The sequence below is a fragment of the Pseudomonas rhizophila genome, assembly GCF_003033885.1.
Taxonomy (GTDB): Bacteria; Pseudomonadota; Gammaproteobacteria; order Pseudomonadales; family Pseudomonadaceae; genus Aquipseudomonas; species Aquipseudomonas rhizophila.
In genome coordinates this window covers 974,209-996,594 of record NZ_CP024081.1, presented here as the reverse complement: position 1 = coordinate 996,594, position 22,386 = coordinate 974,209, and the positions used below count along the sequence as shown (strand labels likewise).

The following is a 22,386-nucleotide window of genomic DNA, read 5'->3' as shown; positions in this document are numbered from 1 at the left end:
AGCGATGTGCTGAAGCTGACGGCGTCATCGCGAGCAGGCTCGCTCCCACATTGGCGCCAGGGAATAAACAATTTTTGTGGTCACCACCGAGCCCTGTGGGAGCGAGCCTGCTCGCGATCAACGAGAACGCGGTCCGGCTAATCCACACTGCGAGGCAACTGCAACGTCACCCGCAACCCACCCTCGCGCAGGTTCTGCAGGCTGACTTCGCCGCCATGGCTATGGGCGATGTTGCGGGCGATGCCCAGGCCCAGGCCATAGCCCTGCTGCTGCCCGGCCAGGCGAAAGTGCGGTTCGAAGACTTGCTCCAGACGTTGCTCCGGCACACCTGGCCCCTCGTCGTCGACGTGCAGGATGAACGCGGTGTCATCGTCATCGATGTGCAAATGGGCGTTTTGCCCGTACTTCAGCGCATTGTCGATCAGGTTACCGATGCAGCGCTTGAGGGCCAGCGGCTTGCCAGGATACGGCGCCAACGCGCGGCCATCCTGGGTCACCCGACCATTGCCATTGGGCGCCAGGTACGGCTCGACCAGGCAATCGAGCACATGGTTGAGGTCCACCGGCTCGATGTTTTCGTGAATGTCGGTGTCCTTGACGCATTGCAACGCACCTTTGACCAATAACTCCAGCTCGTCCAGGTCGCGGCCGAACTTGGCCTGCAGGTTTTCGTCCTCCAACAGTTCGACCCGCAAGCGCAGCCGCGTGATCGGCGTGCGCAAGTCATGGGAAATCGCGCTGAACAATTGGCTGCGTTCGGTCAGGTAACGGCTGATGCGTTCACGCATGGCATTGAATGCCCTGCCCACTTCCACCACTTCGCTGCCGCCGCCTTCAGCTACCGGTTCCACTTCGGCGCCCAGGGACATGTCGCGTGCCGCGCGGGCCAGGCGTTTGAGGGGCCGGCTCTGCCAATGCACCAGCAAACCGATGAACAGCAACAACAGGCTGCTGGTCAGCACGATGAAACCGACCTGCTGCGTCGGCAGGCTCTGCTCTTCAAGACTGGTGTAGGGCTCTGGGAGCAGCGAAGCGATGTACAGCCATTCGCCCGGCGCCATCTGGATTTGCGTGACCAGCACCGGCGGGTTCACCGGTTCCAGGGTCAAGGCGTAGTGGGCCCAGGAGCGCGGCAATTCATCAAGCTTCAGGCCGCCGTTGAAAATCCGCAGGTCTTCGGGACTGACAAACTTCACCGAGATGTCGGCGCTGTTGCCCAGGGATTTTCGCAGTACGTCGTCCACCGCCTTGAGCACCGCCAACTTGCGCGGCGTAACCGGCAGCACGTCCATGCCCAGGGGTTTGTCGTTGAGCGTGACGACAAACCGCGTGCCGCCCATGCTGCGCAATTGATCCAGCACCAATGGCCGGTAAGCCACCGGTAACGAGCGCAGATAGCTGACACTGGCGGTCATCGAATGGGCCAGGCTACGGGCGCTGGTGACCAGGCCTTCGAGCTGGGTGGCGCGCAGTTGCGAGACCCAGATCAGGCTGGACAAGGTCTGGGCGAACAGCACCACCAGCAGGGTCAGCAGCAGCATTCTTCCAAGCAACGAACGCGGCACCGGCACCCGTCGGGCTATTTTCTTGATCCAATCAATGACCATTGCTGGCAATCACACTGGCCGCCAGTTGATAACCACTGCCGCGCACCGTGCGGATCAACCGTGGTGGCTTGTCGGTGTCACGCAGGCGCTGGCGCAGACGACTGACCGCCATGTCGACGATTCGGTCCAGGGGCATCAACTCCCGACCGCGAGTGGCGTTGCCAATGGTGTCGCGGTCGAGGATTTCCTGGGGATGGTCAAGAAACAGCTTGAGCAAGGCGAAATCGGCGCCGGAGAGGATCACTTCTTCGCCGTCGGTGTGGAACAGCCGATGGCTGACCATGTCCAGCCGCCACTCGTCGAAGGCCAACACTTCGCCGCCGGAGCGTTCCTGGCCAAACTGCGCACGACGCAACAGCGCCTTGATGCGCGCCTGGAGTTCACGCGGACTGAAAGGTTTGCCCAGGTAATCATCGGCCCCCAGCTCAAGGCCGATAACCCGGTCGGCCTCGTCGGAACTGGCCGTGAGCATGATGATCGGTACGTGGGCCTGGCGCGGGTGCTGACGAACCCAGCGGCAAAGGCTGAAGCCGTCCTCGTCAGGCAACATCACGTCGAGGATCACCAGATCGCTGGCTGCTTCGTTAAGTGCCTGGCGAAACCCGGCGCCATCAGGGGTAGTACGTACCTGAAAACCCGCGCGACTGAGGTAAGTGTCCAGCAGTTCGCGAATCTCCTGGTCGTCGTCGACCAACAAAATCGATTTGTTCACTGAACTCACGGGGCCTCGTCCTTGTTGTTTGGGTTGGGGCGATTATGCCTGATGGATGAGGACTACAAACACACTACAAAACCCCTGTGGGAGCGAGCTTGCTCGCGATAGCGGTGTATCAGTCAACATCAATGGCGACTGACACTCCGTCATCGCGAGCAAGCTCGCTCCCACAGGGGATCACATTTCAAACTGGAGTCGATTGCTCCAACGCCACACCCGCGCCCATCAGCCCGGAATACGGCGCGGTCACCAGCCAGACTGGAATGCCCTTGAAATAATCGCTCATGCAGCCCTTGTCGGCGAAGCAACGGGCGAAACCACTTTCAAGGAAAAAATCGGCGAATCGCGGGACCACCCCGCCGACGATGTATACACCGCCACGCCCACCCACCGTCAGCACATTGTTACCGGCCACTCGCCCCAGCCAGCGGCAGAATTGCTCGAGCACTTCCAGGGCAATGGGGTCTCCGGCCAGGCCGGCGGCGGTGATGGATTCGGGCGTGTCGAGCACCGGCGTATGGCCATCCACCGCGCAGATGGCGCGGTACACCCGAGGTAACCCGCTGCCGCTCAGGGCGGTTTCGGCACTGACATGACCGATCTCGTTGTAGATGTGCTGCCACAGCTGGGTTTCCCGCGGGCTGCTCATGGGCAGGTCGACATGGCCACCCTCCCCCGGCAATGCCGCAAAACGACCGCCGCCCAAATCCAGCAACGTGCCCACACCCAGCCCGGTGCCAGGACCGATCACCACCGCCGGACGCAACGGTTCCGGCGTGCCCTCGCAGACAACCCGGTATTCATCGGGACGCAAGCACGTCATGCCCAGGGCCATGGCCGAAAAGTCATTGACCAGCAGCAGCTTCTCGACCTCAAGGGTCCTGCAAAAGGCCAGATTGCTCAGGCGCCAGTGATTGTTGGTGAAGCGAAACTCATCGCCGCTGACCGGCCCCGCCACGGACAGGCAAACCGAACCGATCGAACCCGGCTTCAGGCCTACGCCGCTCAGGTAAACCTTGATGGCATCTTCGGGGCAGGCGTAATCCGCGGTCGCCAGCACCTGGATGTTTTCCAGGTTGTGGTTCTTCCACAAGGCGAACCGGGCGTTGGTCCCACCGATGTCACCGACCAAAGCCAGTTTCAATTAAGCGTCTCCAGGGCAGAAGTGAAGGCGCTGGCGCCCTGCTCTGCCGAGCTGAAGGCCATGCGCATGAAACCAAACAGCTCGCGACCGGTGCCAATGTTGTTGCCCAACAAACCCTTGGCCGGTGTGCGTGCGGCGAATTCCTCGGCGTCCACCTTCAATTCCAAGGTGCCTTTGACGCCATCGACGCGGATGATATCGCCCTCCTGCACGCGGGCCAATGCGCCGCCGACGTAGGCTTCGGGACTGACGTGGATAGCCGCCGGAATTTTCCCCGACGCGCCGGACATGCGCCCATCCGTCACCAACGCCACTTTGAAACCGCGATCCTGCAATACGCCGAGGAACGGTGTCATCTTGTGCAGCTCCGGCATGCCATTGGAGCGCGGGCCCTGGAAGCGCATCACCGCGACAAAATCTTTTTCCAGCAGGCCGGCCTTGAACGCATCGGCCAGGTCCTGTTGATCCTGGAAGACCATGGCCGGGGCTTCGACGACCTGGTTTTCCAGGGCCACCGCCGAGACTTTCATCACGCCGCGCCCCAGGTTGCCTTCCATCACCCGCAACCCGCCCTCGGCCGAGAACGCGCGGGCCACCGGGCGCAGGATGTTTTCATCGAGGCTTTCGATCGGGCCTTCGCGCCATACCAGTTCGCCGTCTTCGAGAAACGGTTCCTGGGTGTAGCGGCTCAGGCCGTGACCCAGCACGGTGTTGACGTTTTCGTGGAGCAAGCCGGCTTCCAGCAATTCGCGGATCAGGAACGACATGCCGCCCGCCGCCTGGAAGTGGTTGATGTCGGCCTTGCCGTTCGGATAGACGTGACTCAGGGTCGGCACCACCTCGGAGAGGTCGGCCATGTCCTGCCAGGTCAGCTGGATGCCTGCGGCCATGGCAATGGCTGGCATGTGCAAGGTGTGATTGGTGGAACCGCCGGTGGCGTGCAGCGCGACAACGGAATTGACCAGCGACCGCTCGTCGACGATTTCGCCGATGGGCATGAAGTTGCCGCTCTGCTTGGTCAGGCGCGTGACCTGGAACGCCGCTTCGCGAGTCAGCGCATCACGCAACGGCGTGTTCGGATTGACGAACGAGGCACCCGGCAAGTGCAGGCCCATTACCTCCATCAACAACTGGTTGGTGTTGGCCGTGCCGTAGAAGGTGCAGGTGCCGGGGCTGTGGTAGGACTTCATCTCCGACTCCAGCAGCTCTTCGCGGGTGGCCTTGCCCTCGGCATAGCGCTGACGCACATCGGCTTTCTGCTTGTTGGAAATGCCTGAGACCATGGGCCCGCCTGGCACGAAAATCGTCGGCAAATGACCGAAACGCAACGCGCCCATCATCAGGCCTGGCACGATCTTGTCGCAGATGCCGAGCATCAGTGCGCCGTCGAACATGTTGTGGGACAACGCGACCGCCGTCGACAGTGCGATCACTTCGCGGCTCGGCAGGCTCAGCTCCATCCCCGCCTCACCTTGGGTCACGCCATCGCACATGGCCGGCGTGCCACCGGCAAACTGGCCGACCGAGCCGATCTCGCGCAAGGCTTTCTTGATCTGTTCCGGGAAGGTTTCGTAGGGCTGGTGGGCCGAGAGCATGTCGTTGTAGGAAGACACGATGGCGATGTTGGCGGCATTCATCATCCGCAGGTGATGCTTGTCTTCGGTGCCGCAACCGGCCACGCCGTGGGCGAAGTTGGCGCATTGCAACTTACCGCGCATCGGACCGTCGCTGGCTGCACCGCGGATCAATGCAAGGTAAGCCTGACGCGTGGCGCGGCTGCGGGCGATAAGCCGTTCGGTGACCTCAAGTACGCGGGGATGCATGTGTAGAACTCCAGGCTAACGGGTGTGGCGACCTGATTGTCTATGCTGGTCAAAACCCCGCCACGCATTGGGCGACAGCGGATTTCTTGACCATTCGGACCAGTTGATTCAGGTCACTCGTTGTAGATAAAACAAAATATTGCCACTAAAAAGGCTTGTTTTCTATTTTTATGCGAATAATCTTGTAATTCCAACAACAAATCGACGGCGGCGCAGTTAATGACTCTTCGAATCGCAATCAATGGTTTTGGCCGCATCGGCCGCAACGTCCTCCGTGCACTGTATACCCAAGGTTATCGTCGCGACTTGCAGATCGTCGCCATCAACGACCTGGGCGACAGCGCAATCAATGCTCATCTGCTCAAGTTCGACACGGTTCACGGCACCTTCGATGCCGACGTGCAGCACGATCACGAAAGCCTGACGGTCAATGGTGACCGTATCTCGGTCAGCGCCATCCGCAACCCGGCCGAACTGCCCTGGGCCGCCGAAAAAATCGACGTCGTGTTCGAATGCACCGGTTTGTTCACCGACCGCGCCAAGGCCGCCGCCCATATCAGCGCCGGCGCCCGCAAGGTGATCATTTCGGCCCCGGCCAAGGGTGCCGACGCCACCGTGGTGTACGGCGTGAACCACGATATTTTGCGCCAGTCCCACCAGATCATCTCCAACGCTTCGTGCACCACCAACTGCCTGGCCCCGGTGGCTCAGGTGCTGCACCGCGAGCTGGGCATCGAAAGCGGCCTGATGACCACGATCCATGCCTACACCAATGACCAGAACCTGACCGACGTCTACCACAGCGACCCATACCGCGCCCGTTCGGCCACGCAGAACATGATCCCGAGCAAGACCGGTGCCGCCGAGGCCGTGGGCCTGGTGCTGCCGGAACTGGCGGGCAAGCTGACCGGCATGGCCGTGCGCGTGCCGGTGATCAACGTGTCGCTGGTGGATTTGACCGTGCAGCTCAAGCGTGAAGCGTCGGCCGAAGAAGTCAACGAACTGCTGCGCCAGGCCAGCCAGCATTCGAAGATTCTCGGCTACAACACCCTGCCGCTGGTCTCCAGCGATTTCAACCACAACCCGCTGTCGTCGATCTTCGACGCCAACCACACCAAGGCCAGCGGCAAGCTGCTCAAGGTACTGGCCTGGTATGACAACGAATGGGGCTTCTCCAACCGCATGCTGGATAACTGCCTGGCGTTGTGTAACGCCGAGTAACTCACCGCGCAGCCGGTAATGTGGGAGCAAGCTTTGCTCCCACAGGTTTGCTTCCACAGGCCTGCTTCCCAGGCTTGCTCCCCACATGGACTCGGGGTGGTGAAATGAGGGCTTGACCCATTGACTAGATGATAAGCATTATCATCTAGTCAAATCGAATCGGGCCCTACCGTGAGTCAATCGCGCTTTCATCACGTCTTCCTTGCCCAGCGCACGCCACTGCTGCGCACCCTCCAGCGCATGGTCAACAACCCCAGCACCGCCGAAGACCTGCTTCAGGAAACCTACCTGCGTGTCACTCGCGCCTTGGGCGAGCGCACGGTCGAGCACCTCGAACCCTTCGTTTTCCAGACCGCCCGCAACCTGGCGCTGGACCACTTGCGTGCGCGGCGTATTCAGTCCCGGACCCTGCTGGACGACGTGCCGCAGGAAGTTGTCCACAACGTGGTCGCCCCCCAAAGCAGCGCCGAAGACGCGGCCCATGCCGAGCAGATGCTCGAACGCCTCAATCTCCGCCTGCAAGCGCTGAGCCCGCGACAGCAGCAGATTTTTATCCTCAGCCGGCTGCACGGTCACAGTTACCAGGACATCGCTAAACGGCTGGACGTGTCGCTGAGCACCGTGCAGAAGGAACTGAAGCTGATCATGGCGATCTGTGTGGGCGTGGCCGAACGCCTTGGTGGCGACTGAACCTGTAAGGATTTTCTCTAAGAGGCCGTCGCCGATTGCGCTGGCCTGCGACCCTGCTAGGCTTGGTCGCTGACGCTAAATAGCCGTGCAAAAGACACTGCGAGGAACCACCGTGACAGACAAACAACGTGCCCCTGAGCACGCTGCGGCGCAGGACACCGCCCATGCCATGGAACAGGCGCTGGACTGGCTCATTCTGCTGGACAACCCCAGCGAGGAGCAGACCCGGCAGTTCCAGGCCTGGCTGGCGGCCGATCCGCGCCATGGTCAGGCATTCAAGCGGGCCCAGGCGATCTGGAACGGCCCGCAAGTGATGCAAAGCGCCCGGCAACTCAAAGGCCGCCCCCAAGCCAGTGCACTGTCACGCTTGCGCGCCCATTGGAAACCCTTGGCCACCGCTGCCGTGCTGTTTCTGGGCCTGTTCAACTTCAGCGACCTGCCCCTGCGCCTGCAGGCCGATCACCTGACCGTGGTCGGTGAACGCCAGCGCCTGCAACTGGAGGATGGCTCCAAGGTCCTGCTCAACACCGACTCGGCCTTTTCCAGCACGTTCAACGACCAACGGCACATAGCTCGGTTGTACAAAGGCGAGGCGTTTTTCGAAGTCCCGGACACACGCACCCAGCCTCTGCAAATCGACGCCGGGCCGGTCATCGCCAGCGTCAGCAACACCACCTTCGCGGTGCGCTACCTCGATGGCGTGACGCAAGTGCAGGTGCAGCGCGGTGATGTGGATTTGCGGGCCACGCGTTATGACGCCCATGTCAGGCTGTCGGCCGGGGAAAGCATCCGCATCGGCCCCAACGGCTTCGACCGCCCTGCCCGGATGGATGCCAGCACCGATCTGGCGTGGGTCCAGGGACGACTGGTGTTCGAGAATCGACCGCTGAACCAGGTACTGGCCGAGCTGCGACGCTACTACCCTGGCTGGATCATCAACAACAACGAACAGTTGGCCCAGGTCGCAGTGACCGGCAATTATCGCCTCGACCAGCCGCTGGACGTGGTCCGTTCTCTGGCCCACATCACCTCTGCGCGCCTCCAGGAATTCCCGGCGCTGGTGATCCTGAACTAAATGAGAATTATTTTTACTCGATAGGCTTCGCTGGTTCGTCTCGTTATAGCCAATGCAATTGATTCGCATCCAGCGACATCATCTGCACCTATAACAGATGCGACACGGAGCGCTATCGATGTCCTCTCGCCTTACCCGCCGGTCCCTTGCCCCTGCGTGCACGCTGTCATTGCTGACCGCCGCCATCCTGATCGCCGGCACCGCGCCGACCGCCCTCGCCGCCACCACCGTGCAGCCGCCTGCGCGCAATCTTGGTGATTACACTTTTGCCATTGCCCAGCAACCGCTGGTCTCGGCACTGAATGCGTTCACCGCCGTCACGGGCTGGCAGGTCGGCTTGCCCGCAGAACTGGCCGAAGGCGTCGCGTCGCCTGGCGTCAACGGCTCGCTGCCAGCGGAAAAAGCCCTGGAGCGCCTGTTGGTGGGGACCAACCTGAGCTACCGCAAACTGGGCAACACCAGCATTGTTCTGCAAAAGCACAGCACCAGCAGCGTACTGAACCTGCAACAGGTGACGATCAGCGCCACACGCCAGGAACAGGACATCGTCAGCGTACCCAGCAGCGTCAGCGTCTACGACCGGCAGGAACTGGACCGCAACAACGTCAACACCCTCAAGGATCTGGTGCGCTATGAACCCGGCGTTTCAGTGGGTGGGGCAGGCCAGCGCGGCGGCATCAGCGGCTACAATATTCGCGGAATCGACGGCAACCGGGTGCTGACGCAGGTCGACGGTGTGGAAATTCCCGGGGGTTTCTTCAACGGCCCGTACGCCAAGACCCAGCGCAATTACGTGGACCCGGAAATCGTCAAGCGCGTGGAGATCCTCCGCGGCCCGGCCTCGGTGCTGTACGGCAGCAATGCCATCGGCGGCGCCGTCAGTTATTTCACCCTTGATCCGGACGACATCATCAAACCGGGTAACGACGTCGGCGCCCGCCTGAAGACCGGCTACAGCTCCGCCGACGAAAGCTGGCTCAAATCCGCCACCCTCGCAGGTCGCAGTGGGCCGTTCGACGGCCTGTTGCATTACAGCCAGCGCGACGGTCATGAAACCCAATCCTATGGCAATAACAACGGCACCGGCCTGGACCGCACCGCGGCCAACCCTGAAGACGTGCGCACCCACAATGTGCTGGCCAAGCTCGGCTGGAACTACAACGATGATTCGCGCCTGGGCCTGGTCTACGAGAAGTACAAGGATGACCGGGACACCGATCTGAAAAGTGCCTATGGCGGCCCCTACTCCGACGGCCAGCCGGCAATTCCTGACTTTGTATTGCCCGGCGGCATGTATCAGTGGCGCACCGGTAACGACACCATCAGCCGCGAACGCTTCGGCCTGGAGCACAGCTTCGCCCTCGACAGCCTGCTGGCCGACCACGTGAAGTGGAGCCTGAACCACCAGATCGCCAAGACCGACCAGAGCACCGCCGAGTTTTACTTCCCCATCACCCGCCAGGTGCTACGCACACGAGAGACCCTCTACGAAGAAAAACAGTGGGTTCTCGACGCCCAGTTGGACAAGGCCTTCAGCCTCGCCGACACCGATCACGCGCTGACCTACGGCACCACGATCAAGCAGCAGAAAGTCACCGGTTCGCGCAGTGGCAATGGCGTCTGTCTGGCCGTCGGCGTGGGTTGCTCAGCCGTCGGTGCCATCAGCACCCGGGACGTGCTGGAAAAAGCCAGCGACTTCCCGGACCCGACCATCAACACCTACAGCCTGTTCGCCCAGGATCAGATCCGTTGGAACCGATGGACTTTCACGCCGGCCCTGCGTTACGACTACACGCGGCTCAAGCCTCACCTGACCGAGGCATTCCTCAACACCGTGGACCCCACCAGCGGTGGTCAAGTCAGCGACAAGAACAAGACCTGGCATCGCGTCTCGCCCAAATTCGGCCTGACCTACGCCCTGAGCGACCAGTACACCTGGTACGGCCAGTACGCCGAAGGCTTCCGCACGCCAACCGCCAAGGCGCTGTATGGTCGCTTTGACAATCCCGGCGCCGGCTACAGCGTGGAACCCAACCCCGATCTGGAACCGGAAAAAAGCAAAAGCTATGAGACTGGCCTGCGGGGCCGTTTCGACTCCGGTTCGTTCGATGTGGCGGTGTTCTACAACAAGTATCGCGACTTCATCAACGAAGATGCGATCACGCCCGGGGCCGATGCGCTGACCTTCCAGAGCAACAACATCAAGCACGCCATCATCAAGGGCGCCGAGGTCAAGGGACGCCTGAACCTGGATCTGTTCGGCGCACCGCAAGGCCTGTACACCCAAGGCTCGGTGGCCTATGCCTACGGTCGCAATAACGACACAGGCGAGCCGATCAACAGCGTCAACCCGCTCACCGGCGTGTTCGGCCTGGGTTACGAGCAGGACCGGTTCGGCACGTTGCTCAGCTGGACCCTGGTCAAGAAAAAAGACCGCGTCGACGACAGCAACTTCAACTCGCCCGATGGCGTCAGCAGCCAGTTCAAGACCCCGGGCTTCGGCATCCTCGACCTGACCGGTTTCTACAAGGTGACCCACGACGTCACCGTCAGCGGTGGTCTCTACAACCTCACCGACAAGAAGTACTGGCTGTGGGATGACGTGCGTGGCTACGACAGCGTTGGCGAAGCAGCGGTGCTGAGCCCCGCCAACCTCGACCGTCTGACCCAGCCCGGGCGTAATTTCGCGGTCAATCTGATCTGGGATATCTGACTCGCTTGCCAGGCAAAACAAATACCTGTGGCGAGGAGCGTCATGTGGGAGCAAGGCTTGCCCGCGATGAAGGTGATGCGGTCTTCCAGGAATCGAGGCGCCTGTTCGCGAGCAAGCTTTGCTCCCACAGCCCCTCGCCACAATGTGCTCATTCGAAGGAGTTTTTCATGACTACCCAACACCCCGTTTTACGCTCCCAACGCTTGAACCAGATCACCCACGAGCCCCACAGCAGGCTCGATGCACTGGTCAAGGCCCACGCCCCGTTCGAAACCAAGGCCAACTTCGCCCGCTTCGTCGTGGCCCAGTACCTGTTCCAATCGGAACTGGTGGCGCTGTACAACGACGCCGAACTGTCCACCCTGATCCCCGACCTGCCGGCCCGTTGCCGGGCAGAAGCGGCCAAGGCGGATCTTGCGGACCTGGACACCGACGTCCCCGCGCCAGTAGCCGGCGCGGTAAAAAATCCGACCCAGGCCGAGGCCCTGGGTTGGCTGTTTGTCTCCGAAGGCTCCAAGCTCGGTGCTGCATTTTTGATCAAGCGCGCCGTCGGCCTGGGCCTGAGCGAAACCTTCGGCGCTCGGCACCTGGCAGAACCTGCCGGCGGTCGTGCTGAAGGCTGGAAAACCTTCATCCGCACCCTCGACGGCCTGGCCTTCACTGAACAGCAGGAAGCCGAAGCGGACAAAGGCGCGCTGGATGCCTTCAATCGGTTTACGGTGTTGCTCGAGCACGCCTATGAAGCTGAACTGGCCTGAAATTCACCACCACTGCCTGTGGGAGCGAGCCTGCTCGCGATAGCTGTGTGTCAGCCTCCAATGATGGCGCCTGGCACACAGCTATCGCGAGCAGGCTCGCTCCCACAAGGAAATGCGTAGGCCTGAAAGAAGTTCATGAACTGTCCAGCCTCGAAAACCGCCCAACTACTCTTCGCCCTGCTCGCCTACACCAGCCTGGCCATCGGCCTGGTCGCCATCGTCGTGCCCGGCCTGCCGACCACCGAGTTCATCCTGTTGGCAGCCTGGGCCGCCACCCGCAGTTCACCGCGACTGAGCGCCTGGCTGGAAAATCACCGGCTGTTCGGGCCGATGCTGCACAACTGGCGCAACGGCAAGGTCATCCCGCGCCGGACCAAGGTCGGTGCCACCGCCAGCATGCTGTTCTGCGCCGGGCTGATGCTGGTGATGCTCGACCACGGCTGGCCGGTGTATCTGGCCTTGGCCGGCATGGTCCTGGGTAACCTGTGGATCTGGTTCCGCCCGGAACAAGTGCGGGAGCTTGCTCCCGCTGGGCCGCAAAGCGGCCCCCAACGCGATTTTGAACTATGATCGCCCTCTCGTTCCGGAGGGCTTTCGATGTCAGATCTGCTCACGTCCATGCAAGCCGCGCTTGGTTTGCCCACGACCCCGATCACCTTCACCGGCGTCGGTGCCCTGCCGTCGGCGTTCGCCGTCACGGAGCTGGCCTGCGCCAGTATTGCCGCAGCCGGCCAAGCCGCCGCCGAGCTCATCCACCAGCAAACCGGCCGTCTGCCGGCCCTGGAGGTCGACCGACGGCTGGCGTCGTTCTGGTTCTCCACCTCCCTGCGCCCCATCGGCTGGAGCGTACCGCCGATGTGGGATCCGGTAGCCGGCGACTACCCAACCACCGACGGCTGGATTCGCCTGCACACCAATGCGCCGCATCATCGCCTTGCCGCGGAAAAAGTCCTCGGCACCTGCACCGACCGCGCCGACATGGCGGCCAGGGTGGCCCGCTGGAACAAGGCCGAGCTGGAGCAGGCGGTGGTCGAGGCGGGCGGTTGCGCCGCCGAGATGCGTTCATGGCAAGCGTGGCAAACCCACCCTCAAGGCCTGGCAGTCAATGCCGAGCCGCTGGTGCACCTGAGTGACACGACTGGAGAGCAGCGCAAGCCTTGGCTCGGCTCCGTGACCCAGCCACTGGCGGGCCTCAAGGTACTGGATCTGACCCGCGTCCTGGCAGGCCCTATCGCTAGCCGTTTCCTCGCAGGCCTGGGAGCCGACGTGCTGCGCATCGACCCACCGAGCTGGAACGAGCCCGGCGTGGTGCCGGAAGTCACCCTCGGCAAACGCTGCGCCCGCCTGGATTTGCACCGAGCTGAAGATCGCGTGGCTTTCGAGGCTCTGCTCAAGGACACCGACATCCTCCTGCATGGCTACCGCGCCGACGCCCTGGAACGTTTGGGCTACGGTGCCGAACAACGCCAGCGAATCGCCCCTGGTCTGATCGATGTCAGCCTCAACGCCTACGGCTGGAGCGGCCCCTGGCAGAACCGGCGCGGCTTCGACAGCCTGGTGCAAATGAGCAGCGGCATCGCCGAAGCCGGCATGGGCTGGAAACACACAGACAAGCCAACCCCGCTGCCGGTGCAGGCCCTGGACCACGGCACCGGATACCTGATGGCCGCCAGCGCGATTGTGTTGCTGTCCCGACGATTGATGAGCGGCCAGGGCGGCTCGGCACGCTTGTCACTGGCGCGCACGGCGAAGCTGTTAATCGAACGTGGCGCGGGGGATCCGACCTCATTGCGGGCCGAGGCCGAGGATGATCAGGGACTGGTGGTCGAACAGACGCCGTGGGGACCGGCCCATCGCCTGCAGGTGCCCTTGAAAATCACCGGAACACCACTGCAATGGACCTTGCCGGCGGCGGAGTTGGGCGCGCATCGGGCCCGGTGGTGACGACCGTCCGTTGTGGCGAGGGGATTTATGTGGGAGCAAGACTTGCTCCCACATAAATCCCTCAACGCCCCCAAAAAGCTGACCTTCGCCTCAAAGCGCCAAAAACCCACTGTACAACCCATAAGCCGCCATGCCCGCCCCGGCCATCACACAGGCAAAGACCCCCTTCTCAACGTGAGTGAACAAGGGCTGCCCCTGCTCTCGCTTGGCCTGGGCGAACAGGATCACCCCGGGCGCATACAACAGCGCCGACAACAGCAGGTATTTCACGCCACCGGCATACAACAACCACACCGCGTAGCACAGGGCAACGCCACCGATGCACAGGTCTTTCATGCGCCGAGCCGAGGCCTGTTCATAGGTTTCCCCACGGGCGCACAGCAGCACCGCATAGGCTGCCGACCACAGATACGGCACCAGAATCATCGACGAGGCGAGATAGATCAGGCTGGTGTAGGTACCGGCGGAAAACAGCGTGATCAACAAAAACAGCTGGATCATGCCATTGGTCAGCCACAGCGCATTGACCGGCGCATGGTTGGCGTTTTCCCTGGTCAGGAACGCCGGCATGGTCTTGTCCCGGGCGGTGGCGTAAAGAATTTCCGCGCACAACAACGCCCAGGACAGCAGCGCGCCGAGCAGTGACACCGCCAGTCCCACACTGATCAGCAACGCGCCCCACGGCCCGACGATATGCTCCAGGACGCCGGCCAAGGATGGGTTCTGCAACTGCGCCAGTTCAGGCTGGCTCATGACCCCCAGGGACAGCACATTCACCAGCACCAGCAACGCCAACACCCCGAGGAATCCGATCACTGTCGCACGCCCTACGTCCGCGCGTTTTTCTGCCCGCGCCGAATACACACTGGCGCCTTCGATACCGATGAACACGAACACCGTGACCAGCATCATGTGCCGGACCTGGTCCATCACACTGCCCAGGTCCGGGCTCAGTGTGCCCCAGATATCGCGGGTGAAAATCTCGGCCTCGAAGGCCACCCCGGCCATTACAACGAACATCAACAGCGGCACGATCTTGGCCACGGTGGTCACCAGGTTGATGAACGCCGCTTCTCTGATGCCCCGCAGCACCAGGAAATGCACCGCCCACAGCAGCAACGATGCACAGCCGATGGCCACCGGCGTATTGCCTTGGCCGAACACCGGGAAGAAATAGCCCAAGGTACTGAACAGCAGCACGAAGTAACCGACGTTGCCCATCCAGGCGCTGATCCAGTACCCCCAGGCGGACGAAAAACCCATGTAGTCACCGAACCCGGCCTTGGCATAGGCATACACGCCCGAGTCCAGTTCCGGCTTGCGATTGACCAGGGTCTGGAACACAAAGGCCAGGGTCAGCATGCCGACGGCGGTAATGGCCCAGCCAATGAGCACCGCTCCGACATCCGCCCGAGCCGCCATGTTTTGCGGCAGGGAAAAGATCCCTCCACCGATCATCGACCCCACCACCAATGCGATCAGGGCGCCGAGGGGTAACTTTTCGATGGGCTGCGGCATGTTCTCTCACTATTTAAATAAGTAAATAAAGCGACATAACGTTTTTGAATAACGCCATCCACGAAAAGTCCAAATACTTATGGACCGACCATTGTCCAATGGCATCAATTAAAAAGTCCATGTGGCAAGATTATTTTTGTCATGTCAGCAGCCTACAAAATAGTTGCGACTCATTGAAAATCAACTAGCGTGAATAATCCCGAGGGAAGGAAACTTTATATTCCCCTGCCGAACGCCCCATAGAGTGGGCCTTTCGCACAACTACAGACGCCTACGGACGCCGTTAACGCCTTCATTAACAATGGAATGTTGTCATGCACTGATCCAGATCAGCTATTCAACTTTCAAATCGACTTAGTCTGTTGATTCTCTTCTCCTGCGCTGGAGTCTCGCAAATGTCTGATACCCCCGCAAAACTTCGATTGGGTGCACTGGTCGCCCTGGTCGTCGGTTCGATGATCGGCGGCGGAATCTTTTCCTTGCCGCAAAATATGGCGGCCAGTGCCGATGTCGGCGCCGTGCTCATCGGCTGGGCCATTACCGCCGTCGGCATGCTGACCCTGGCTTTCGTATTCCAGACCCTGGCCAACCGTAAACCCGATCTGGACGGCGGTGTATATGCCTATGCCAAGGCCGGGTTCGGTGACTACATGGGCTTCTCCTCGGCCTGGGGTTACTGGATCAGCGCCTGGCTGGGCAACGTCGGTTACTTCGTGCTGTTGTTCAGCACCCTGGGCTACTTCTTCCCGGTGTTTGGCGAGGGTAATACCGTCGCGGCGGTGATCGGTGCATCAGTGCTGCTCTGGGCGGTGCATTGGCTGGTCCTGCGGGGCATCAGAGAAGCGGCGTTCATCAACTTGGTGACCACCATCGCCAAGGTGGTGCCGCTGTTGCTGTTCGTGCTGATCGCGGTGTTCGCCTTCAGGCTCGATATCTTCACCGCCGATATCTGGGGCTTGAAGAACCCGGACCTGGGCAGCGTGATGAATCAGGTGCGCAACATGATGCTGGTCACCGTGTGGGTGTTCATCGGCATTGAAGGGGCAAGCATATTTTCCGCCCGTGCCGAGAAACGCACAGACGTAGGCAAGGCGACCGTGATCGGTTTCATCACCGTGCTGCTGTTCCTGGTACTGGTGAACGTGCTGTCCCTGGGCATCATGACCCAGCCTGAACTTGCAAAGTTGCAGAACCCGTCCATGGCCGCCGTGCTGGAGCACGTCGTCGGCCATTGGGGCGCGGTACTGATCAGCGTCGGCCTGATCATCTCGCTGCTCGGTGCCCTGCTGTCCTGGGTGCTGCTGTGCGCCGAGATCATGTTCGCTGCGGCCAAGGACCACACCATGCCCGAGTTCCTGCGCCGGGAGAACGCCAACCACGTACCGGCCAACGCCCTGTGGCTGACCAATGCGATGGTCCAGCTGTTCCTGATCATCACTTTGTTCTCGGCCAGCACTTACCTGTCACTGATCTACCTCGCCACCTCGATGATCCTGGTGCCCTACCTGTGGTCGGCGGCTTACGCCGTGCTGTTGGCGGTACGCGGCGAGACCTACGAAAACGCCCTGGCCGACCGCCGCAAGGATCTGACCGTGGCGGCTATCGCCCTGATCTACGCGGTGTGGCTGCTGTATGCCGGCGGGATCAAATACCTGCTGCTCTCCGCCCTGCTCTACGCCCCCGGCGCGATCCTGTTCGCCAAGGCCAAGCGCGAGCTGGGCAAACCGATTTTCACCTCTGTCGAGAAGCTGATTTTCGCCGCAGTGATCGCAGGCGCCCTGGTGGCCGCCTATGGGCTCTACGACGGCTTCCTGACCTTGTAGCTGGCTGATTGTCTTAACTGGAGGATTTGTAATGACCACGGAAAAAGTGAAATACGGCGTTCATTCCGAAGCCGGTAAATTACGTAAAGTCATGGTGTGTTCCCCAGGCCTGGCCCATCAGCGGCTGACCCCGAACAACTGCGACGAGCTGCTTTTCGACGACGTGATCTGGGTCAACCAGGCCAAGCGCGATCATTTCGATTTCGTCACCAAGATGCGCGAGCGTGACATCGACGTGCTGGAAATGCACAACCTGCTGACCGACATCGTCGCCATCCCCGAAGCCCTGGACTGGATCCTGCAGCGCAAGATCACCGCCAACTCGGTGGGCCTGGGCCTGGTGAATGAAGTCGGTTCCTGGCTGCGCAGCCTGGAGCCACGCCATATCGCCGAATTCCTGATCGGCGGCGTCTCGGCCGATGACCTGCCGGACAGCTTCGGCGGCAAAACCATCCAGATGTTCCGCGACTTTCTCGGGCACTCAAGTTTCATCCTGCCGCCGCTGCCCAACACCCAGTTCACCCGCGACACCACTTGCTGGATCTACGGCGGCGTGACCCTGAACCCGATGTACTGGCCGGCACGCCGCCAGGAAACCCTGCTGGCGAGCGCCATCTACAAGTTCCACCCGGAGTTCACCCAGGCTGACTTCCAGATCTGGTACGGCGACCCGGACCAGGATCACGGCAACGCGACCCTCGAAGGCGGCGACGTGATGCCCATTGGCAACGGCGTCGTGCTGATTGGCATGGGCGAACGCTCGTCGCGCCAGGCCATCGGTCAACTGGCGCTGAACCTGTTCAAGCACAAGGCCGTGGAACGGGTGATCGTCGCCGGCTTGCCGAAATCCCGCGCCGCCATGCACCTGGACACCGTGTTCAGCTTCTGCGATCGCGACCTGGTGACGGTTTTCCCGGAAGTGGTGAGCCAGATCGTCGCCTTCTCCCTGCGCCCAGACGAGAGCAAGCCCGGCGGCATCGATATACGTCGCGAAGAAGGCAGCTTCCTCGACACCGTCGCCACGGCCCTCAAGCTGCCGGCGCTGCGGGTGGTGGAAACCGGCGGCAACAGCTTTGCCGCCGAACGCGAACAATGGGACGACGGCAATAACGTGGTGGCCCTGGAACCGGGCGTGGTGATCGGCTACGACCGCAACACCTACACCAACACCCTGCTGCGCAAGGCCGGGGTGGAAGTCATTACCATCAGCGCCAGCGAACTGGGCCGCGGCCGGGGCGGTGGTCACTGCATGACCTGCCCGATCATTCGCGACCCGATCGACTACTGACCTTTGAGCCTGGGCCGGTATTTACCCAATACCGGCCCAGGGGATAACCGAAACCCAAGGAGATCCAAATCATGGCTTTCAACATGCGCAACCGCAGCCTGCTGAGCTTGATGCACCACACCAACCGCGAACTGCACTATCTGCTGGACCTGTCCCGCGACCTCAAGCGTGCCAAGTACACCGGCACCGAACAACCGCACCTCAAGGGCAAGAACATCGCGCTGATCTTCGAGAAAACCTCGACCCGCACCCGCTGCGCCTTCGAAGTCGCGGCCCATGACCAGGGTGCCCACGTCACCTACATCGACCCGGTGTCGTCGCAGATCGGCCACAAGGAAAGCATGAAAGACACCGCCCGGGTGCTGGGACGGATGTTCGACGCCATCGAGTATCGCGGCTTCGAGCAGGAGATCGTCGAGGAGCTGGCCAAATTCGCCGGCGTGCCGGTGTTCAACGGCCTGACCGCTGAATTCCACCCCACTCAAATGATCGCCGACACCCTGACCATGCGCGAGCACAGCGACAAGCCGCTGCACGACATCAGTTACGCCTACTTGGGCGATGCCCGCTATAACATGGGCAATTCGCTGCTGATGATCGGCGCCAAACTGGGCATGGACGTACGCATCGGTGCGCCAAAGGCCCTGTGGCCGCACCAGGATTTCATCGACCAGTGCCAGGCCTTCGCCGCCGAAAGCGGCGCACGCATCACCATCACCGAGGACCCGAAGGAAGCCGTCAAGGGTGTGGACTTCATCCACACTGACATCTGGGTCTCCATGGGCGAGCCGGTGGAAGCCTGGGACGAGCGCATCGAGCAACTGCTGCCCTACCAGGTCAACGCGCAAATGATGAAGGCCTCGGGCAACCCGCGGGTGAAATTCATGCACTGCCTGCCGGCGTTCCATAACAGCGAAACCAAGGTCGGCAAGGACATCGCCGCGCGCTATCCGAACCTGGCCAACGGCGTGGAAGTGACCGAGGAGGTGTTCGAATCCCCGGCCAACATCGCCTTCGAGCAAGCGGAAAACCGCATGCATACCATCAAGGCGATCCTGGTGTCGGCGCTGGCGGATATCTAGAACCTCAGGCAACTCGCGCGTTCTGGAGCAGAACTGTGGGAGCAAGGCTTGCCCGCGATGCAGACACCTGGGTGTAGCTGATGGACCAGGCGATGCCATCGCGGGCAAGCCATGCTCCCACAGGCCAGCTCCCACAAGGGGGCCGAGTCGTCCATTATTTCTCTGTCAGAGGACAGCATTATGCGCATCGTCGTAGCCCTGGGCGGCAACGCCCTTCTGCGTCGGGGTGAACCCATGACCGCCGACAACCAACGCAGCAACATCCGCACGGCGACCGAACAGATCGCCAAAATCCACCCCGGCAACGAGCTGGTCATCGCCCACGGCAATGGCCCCCAGGTCGGCCTGTTGTCGCTGCAGGCCGCGGCCTACACCTCGGTCTCGCCGTATCCGCTGGACGTGCTCGGCGCCGAGACCGAGGGCATGATCGGTTACATCATCGAACAGGAACTGGGCAACCTGCTGGACTTCGAAGTGCCGTTCGCCACGTTGTTGACCCAGGTCGAAGTGGACGCCAACGACCCAGGCTTCCAGAACCCCACCAAGCCCATTGGCCCGGTCTACACAAAGGCTGAGGCGGAAAAACTCGCGGCTGAAAAAGGCTGGTCCATCGCCCCGGATGGTGACAAGTTCCGCCGCGTGGTCGCCAGCCCTCGCCCCAAGCGCATCTTCGAAATCCGCCCGATCAAGTGGCTGCTGGAAAAAGGCAGCATCGTGATCTGCGCTGGCGGGGGTGGTATCCCGACGATGTACGACGCCGACGGCAAGCTACGGGGCGTGGAAGCGGTGATCGACAAAGACTTGTGCTCGGCGCTGCTGGCTGAACAACTGGAAAGCGATCTGTTGGTGATTGCCACCGATGTCAACGCCGCGTTCGTCGATTTCGGCAAGCCGACCCAGAAAGCCATTGCCCAGGCCCACCCCGATGAAATGGACAAGCTGGGGTTCGCCGCCGGTTCCATGGGGCCGAAAGTCCAGGCCGCCTGCGAATTTGCCCGCAACACTGGCAAGGTCGCGGTGATCGGCTCACTCTCGGACATCGAAGCGATCGTCCAAGGCACCGCCGGCACCCGCATCAGCACGGCCCAACTTGGCATCGCTTATCGATAACAGGAAACTTGCGGGGCAGATTCACGGTCTGCCCTACACCCACGCCTTCCAAGGAGAGTCGTTTATGGCCATGTTCGAACCCGGTCACCTGCACATGGAACGCCATGCACTGAACAAGGATGATTTCAGCTATAACCTGTGCATCGACTATAAGGTCGACCAGGACAAAAAAGAGGGCACGGGCATGTCGTTCCGGGTGCATGGCACCGTTGAAGACAAGCCCGTGGACGAAGAATTTTTCCTGGCCAAGGACCAAGCCTTCGACTTCGCCCGCCATGCCACGCGCATCGCCCAGAAATACGGCCTGCCCAAGACCGCCAGCATCGGCTCGATGCACAAGTACTACGACGAGATGTTCGAAGACGTACGCAAGCAACTGGACGTCAAGCCGGGCGACCCGATGAAGCCTGAACACCTGGAGTAACCTGGTTCAAAGCACCCCCAATTCCCTGTGGGAGCGAGCCTGCTCGCGATAGCGGTGCAACAGTCAACATCAATGGGGGCTGACCCACCGCATTCGCGAGCAAGCCCGCTCCCACAAAGGGTTATCAGCGTCCTGAATATCGGTTACATCAAACCACTGACTGGCTGGCAACCCGCTACGGCTGACCTATGCTGAAAGTAGTACCCCCGGGTATTCGTTCAGAGGTCATCGCCATGAACATTAAAACAAGAAGACGCCTCGCCATTTTTATCACCTGCACCGCCACGCTTGCGCTGTATGGCACGGCGGCCTATCGGGTCGAACAGACCAGGCAGTTGCCGCGTGAATACGCCAGTTGCAACTTCGAACGCTGCATTCCTCACACCGCGACCCTGAACGCCTTGCGCTGAGGCGTGTTCAGTCGTCCGGTTGATCGGTCTTGAGCCGGTCCCGGAATGCCTTGGGAGAGATGCCAACCCGCCGGCGAAACAACCGGGTGAAATTGGTCGGGTCGGAAAAGCCGAGCATTTCAGATATCTCGTAGATCGTCATGCCGGTGTACGTCAGCAGCCGTTTGGCCTCCAGCAGTTGGCGCTCATGCATGATCTGCAGGGCCGGCTGCCCCGCCAGTTCCCGACAGGTGCCGTTGAGGTGCGACACGGAGATGCCCAGACGATGGGCCAGGTCTTCGACCTTGACATGCTGGCGATAGGTTTCTTCCACCAACTGAATGAACCCGTTGAGGTACTCCCGCGCGCGTTGTGGGCGCTGGGCCTGCGTGCGCCGCTGCATCACCTGACGACTGACCCAGACCATGATCACGCTGACCAAGGCATGCATCAGCATTTCCCGGGCCGGCTGATGCCCACCGTATTCAGCCTGCAGGGCGCTGAACAGGCTATTGAGGTACTCGGCATCTTCCAGGGCCGGGTAGCTTTCGGCCTGGGCCAGCACGTTGACCGAATGACCCAGCTGCGATTGCAGGTGCGTCACCAGCGGTGCGGCCAGGGTCACCACGTAACCCTGCACATCCTCGGAAAAACGGAAGCCATGCACCGACAACGGCGGCAGGATCTGCACCGCCGGCTCGTCAAGCTGTGTGCGCTGGCCTTCGATTTCCAGCTCCGCCTGGCCCTTGAAGACAAACAACAACTGACAGAGATCGGCGTGCCGATGGGGTTTGATCTCCCATTGGTGCTCTCGGCTGCGCTTGGAAATGGTTTCACAGTGCAGCAGGTCCGGAGTCGGCCAATCCTGGCTCTCGCCGTAGAGCTTGAATACCGGGATTGAAGGCAGGTCTGTTTTTTTCATCACGAGGATCGGCCTGGGTTGCGGGCGATAATCGCACCGATTGGTAGAAAGTACAGGTATCGGCTCAGTTTTCCCCTTCAATTGACAGGTCCGCAAGCGAAAAATGCAAGCACCCCAATCAACACCGACCCTGGTCAGGT

General features: G+C 61.3%; 19 protein-coding genes. 13 read left to right on the top strand and 6 right to left on the bottom strand.

The window, feature by feature from the left end; translation table 11 throughout:
- Positions 1-137 precede the first annotated feature (137 nt).
- From CRX69_RS04675 to edd, 4 genes are all read right to left on the bottom strand, one after another.
- Complete coding sequence (locus CRX69_RS04675; RefSeq protein WP_047228364.1) at positions 138-1,607, bottom strand: ATP-binding protein; 1,470 nt, start codon at positions 1,605-1,607, stop codon at positions 138-140.
- Complete coding sequence (locus tag CRX69_RS04670) at positions 1,597-2,328, bottom strand: response regulator (RefSeq protein ID WP_047228365.1); 732 nt, start codon at positions 2,326-2,328, stop codon at positions 1,597-1,599. The genes CRX69_RS04675 and CRX69_RS04670 overlap by 11 nt, the downstream gene beginning before the upstream one ends.
- Positions 2,329-2,506: 178 nt before the next feature.
- On the bottom strand, positions 2,507-3,466 hold the full coding sequence (locus tag CRX69_RS04660) for a glucokinase (protein WP_107321625.1): 960 nt from the start codon (positions 3,464-3,466) through the stop codon (positions 2,507-2,509).
- A complete protein-coding gene (gene edd / locus CRX69_RS04655) occupies positions 3,463-5,289 on the bottom strand; it encodes a phosphogluconate dehydratase (RefSeq protein ID WP_047228367.1) in 1,827 nt (608 codons plus the stop codon). Before edd ends, CRX69_RS04660 begins: the two co-directional genes overlap by 4 nt.
- Positions 5,290-5,508: 219 nt before the next feature.
- Between edd and gap the strand changes: the two genes are divergently transcribed.
- From gap to CRX69_RS04620, 7 genes are all read left to right on the top strand, one after another.
- Positions 5,509-6,510, top strand: coding sequence for a type I glyceraldehyde-3-phosphate dehydrogenase (gap, locus tag CRX69_RS04650; RefSeq protein WP_047228368.1), 1,002 nt, complete (start codon positions 5,509-5,511; stop codon positions 6,508-6,510).
- A 171-nt stretch (positions 6,511-6,681) separates the two neighbouring features.
- A complete protein-coding gene (locus CRX69_RS04645; protein WP_047228369.1) occupies positions 6,682-7,200 on the top strand; it encodes an RNA polymerase sigma factor in 519 nt (172 codons plus the stop codon).
- A 169-nt stretch (positions 7,201-7,369) separates the two neighbouring features.
- A complete protein-coding gene (locus CRX69_RS04640; protein ID WP_420821202.1) occupies positions 7,370-8,275 on the top strand; it encodes a FecR family protein in 906 nt (301 codons plus the stop codon).
- A gap of 118 nt (positions 8,276-8,393) precedes the next feature.
- On the top strand, positions 8,394-10,988 hold the full coding sequence (locus CRX69_RS04635) for a TonB-dependent receptor (protein WP_107321623.1): 2,595 nt from the start codon (positions 8,394-8,396) through the stop codon (positions 10,986-10,988).
- Between the two features lie 167 nt (positions 10,989-11,155).
- The gene (locus tag CRX69_RS04630) at positions 11,156-11,746 is read left to right on the top strand and encodes a biliverdin-producing heme oxygenase (RefSeq protein ID WP_047228372.1); all 591 of its coding nucleotides are present in this window, start codon (positions 11,156-11,158) and stop codon (positions 11,744-11,746) included.
- Between the two features lie 135 nt (positions 11,747-11,881).
- Positions 11,882-12,316 (top strand): YbaN family protein, encoded by a 435-nt coding sequence (locus CRX69_RS04625; RefSeq protein ID WP_107321622.1) that lies wholly within the window; start codon positions 11,882-11,884, stop codon positions 12,314-12,316.
- 27 nt (positions 12,317-12,343) lie between these two features.
- Positions 12,344-13,690, top strand: coding sequence for a CoA transferase (locus CRX69_RS04620; RefSeq protein WP_107321621.1), 1,347 nt, complete (start codon positions 12,344-12,346; stop codon positions 13,688-13,690).
- A 90-nt stretch (positions 13,691-13,780) separates the two neighbouring features.
- On the opposite strand, the gene arcD (CRX69_RS04615) is transcribed toward CRX69_RS04620, so the two are convergent.
- Complete coding sequence (arcD, locus tag CRX69_RS04615; RefSeq protein ID WP_107321620.1) at positions 13,781-15,208, bottom strand: arginine-ornithine antiporter; 1,428 nt, start codon at positions 15,206-15,208, stop codon at positions 13,781-13,783.
- A gap of 395 nt (positions 15,209-15,603) precedes the next feature.
- On the opposite strand from arcD (CRX69_RS04615), the gene arcD (CRX69_RS04610) reads away from it, so the two are divergent.
- From arcD (CRX69_RS04610) to CRX69_RS27650, 6 genes are all read left to right on the top strand, one after another.
- A complete protein-coding gene (gene arcD, locus CRX69_RS04610) occupies positions 15,604-17,031 on the top strand; it encodes an arginine-ornithine antiporter (RefSeq protein ID WP_047228376.1) in 1,428 nt (475 codons plus the stop codon).
- A gap of 31 nt (positions 17,032-17,062) precedes the next feature.
- Complete coding sequence (arcA, locus tag CRX69_RS04605) at positions 17,063-18,319, top strand: arginine deiminase (protein WP_107321619.1); 1,257 nt, start codon at positions 17,063-17,065, stop codon at positions 18,317-18,319.
- Between the two features lie 71 nt (positions 18,320-18,390).
- Positions 18,391-19,401: an ornithine carbamoyltransferase gene (locus tag CRX69_RS04600; RefSeq protein ID WP_047228378.1), complete on the top strand. Its 1,011-nt coding sequence runs from the start codon at positions 18,391-18,393 to the stop codon at positions 19,399-19,401.
- A 180-nt stretch (positions 19,402-19,581) separates the two neighbouring features.
- Positions 19,582-20,511 carry a carbamate kinase gene (gene arcC, locus CRX69_RS04595; RefSeq protein ID WP_047228379.1) on the top strand — a complete coding sequence of 310 codons (930 nt, stop codon included), beginning with the start codon at positions 19,582-19,584 and terminating at the stop codon, positions 20,509-20,511.
- Between the two features lie 64 nt (positions 20,512-20,575).
- The gene (locus CRX69_RS04590; RefSeq protein ID WP_107321618.1) at positions 20,576-20,935 is read left to right on the top strand and encodes a DUF5064 family protein; all 360 of its coding nucleotides are present in this window, start codon (positions 20,576-20,578) and stop codon (positions 20,933-20,935) included.
- 233 nt (positions 20,936-21,168) lie between these two features.
- Positions 21,169-21,345, top strand: a complete 177-nt coding sequence (locus tag CRX69_RS27650) for a hypothetical protein (RefSeq protein ID WP_172833804.1) — start codon at positions 21,169-21,171, stop codon at positions 21,343-21,345.
- Positions 21,346-21,352: 7 nt separating this feature from the next.
- Here the strand turns inward: CRX69_RS27650 and CRX69_RS04575 are convergent, their stop codons facing one another.
- Positions 21,353-22,246 carry a helix-turn-helix domain-containing protein gene (locus CRX69_RS04575; protein ID WP_076386064.1) on the bottom strand — a complete coding sequence of 298 codons (894 nt, stop codon included), beginning with the start codon at positions 22,244-22,246 and terminating at the stop codon, positions 21,353-21,355.
- Between the last annotated feature and the right edge of the window lie 140 nt (positions 22,247-22,386).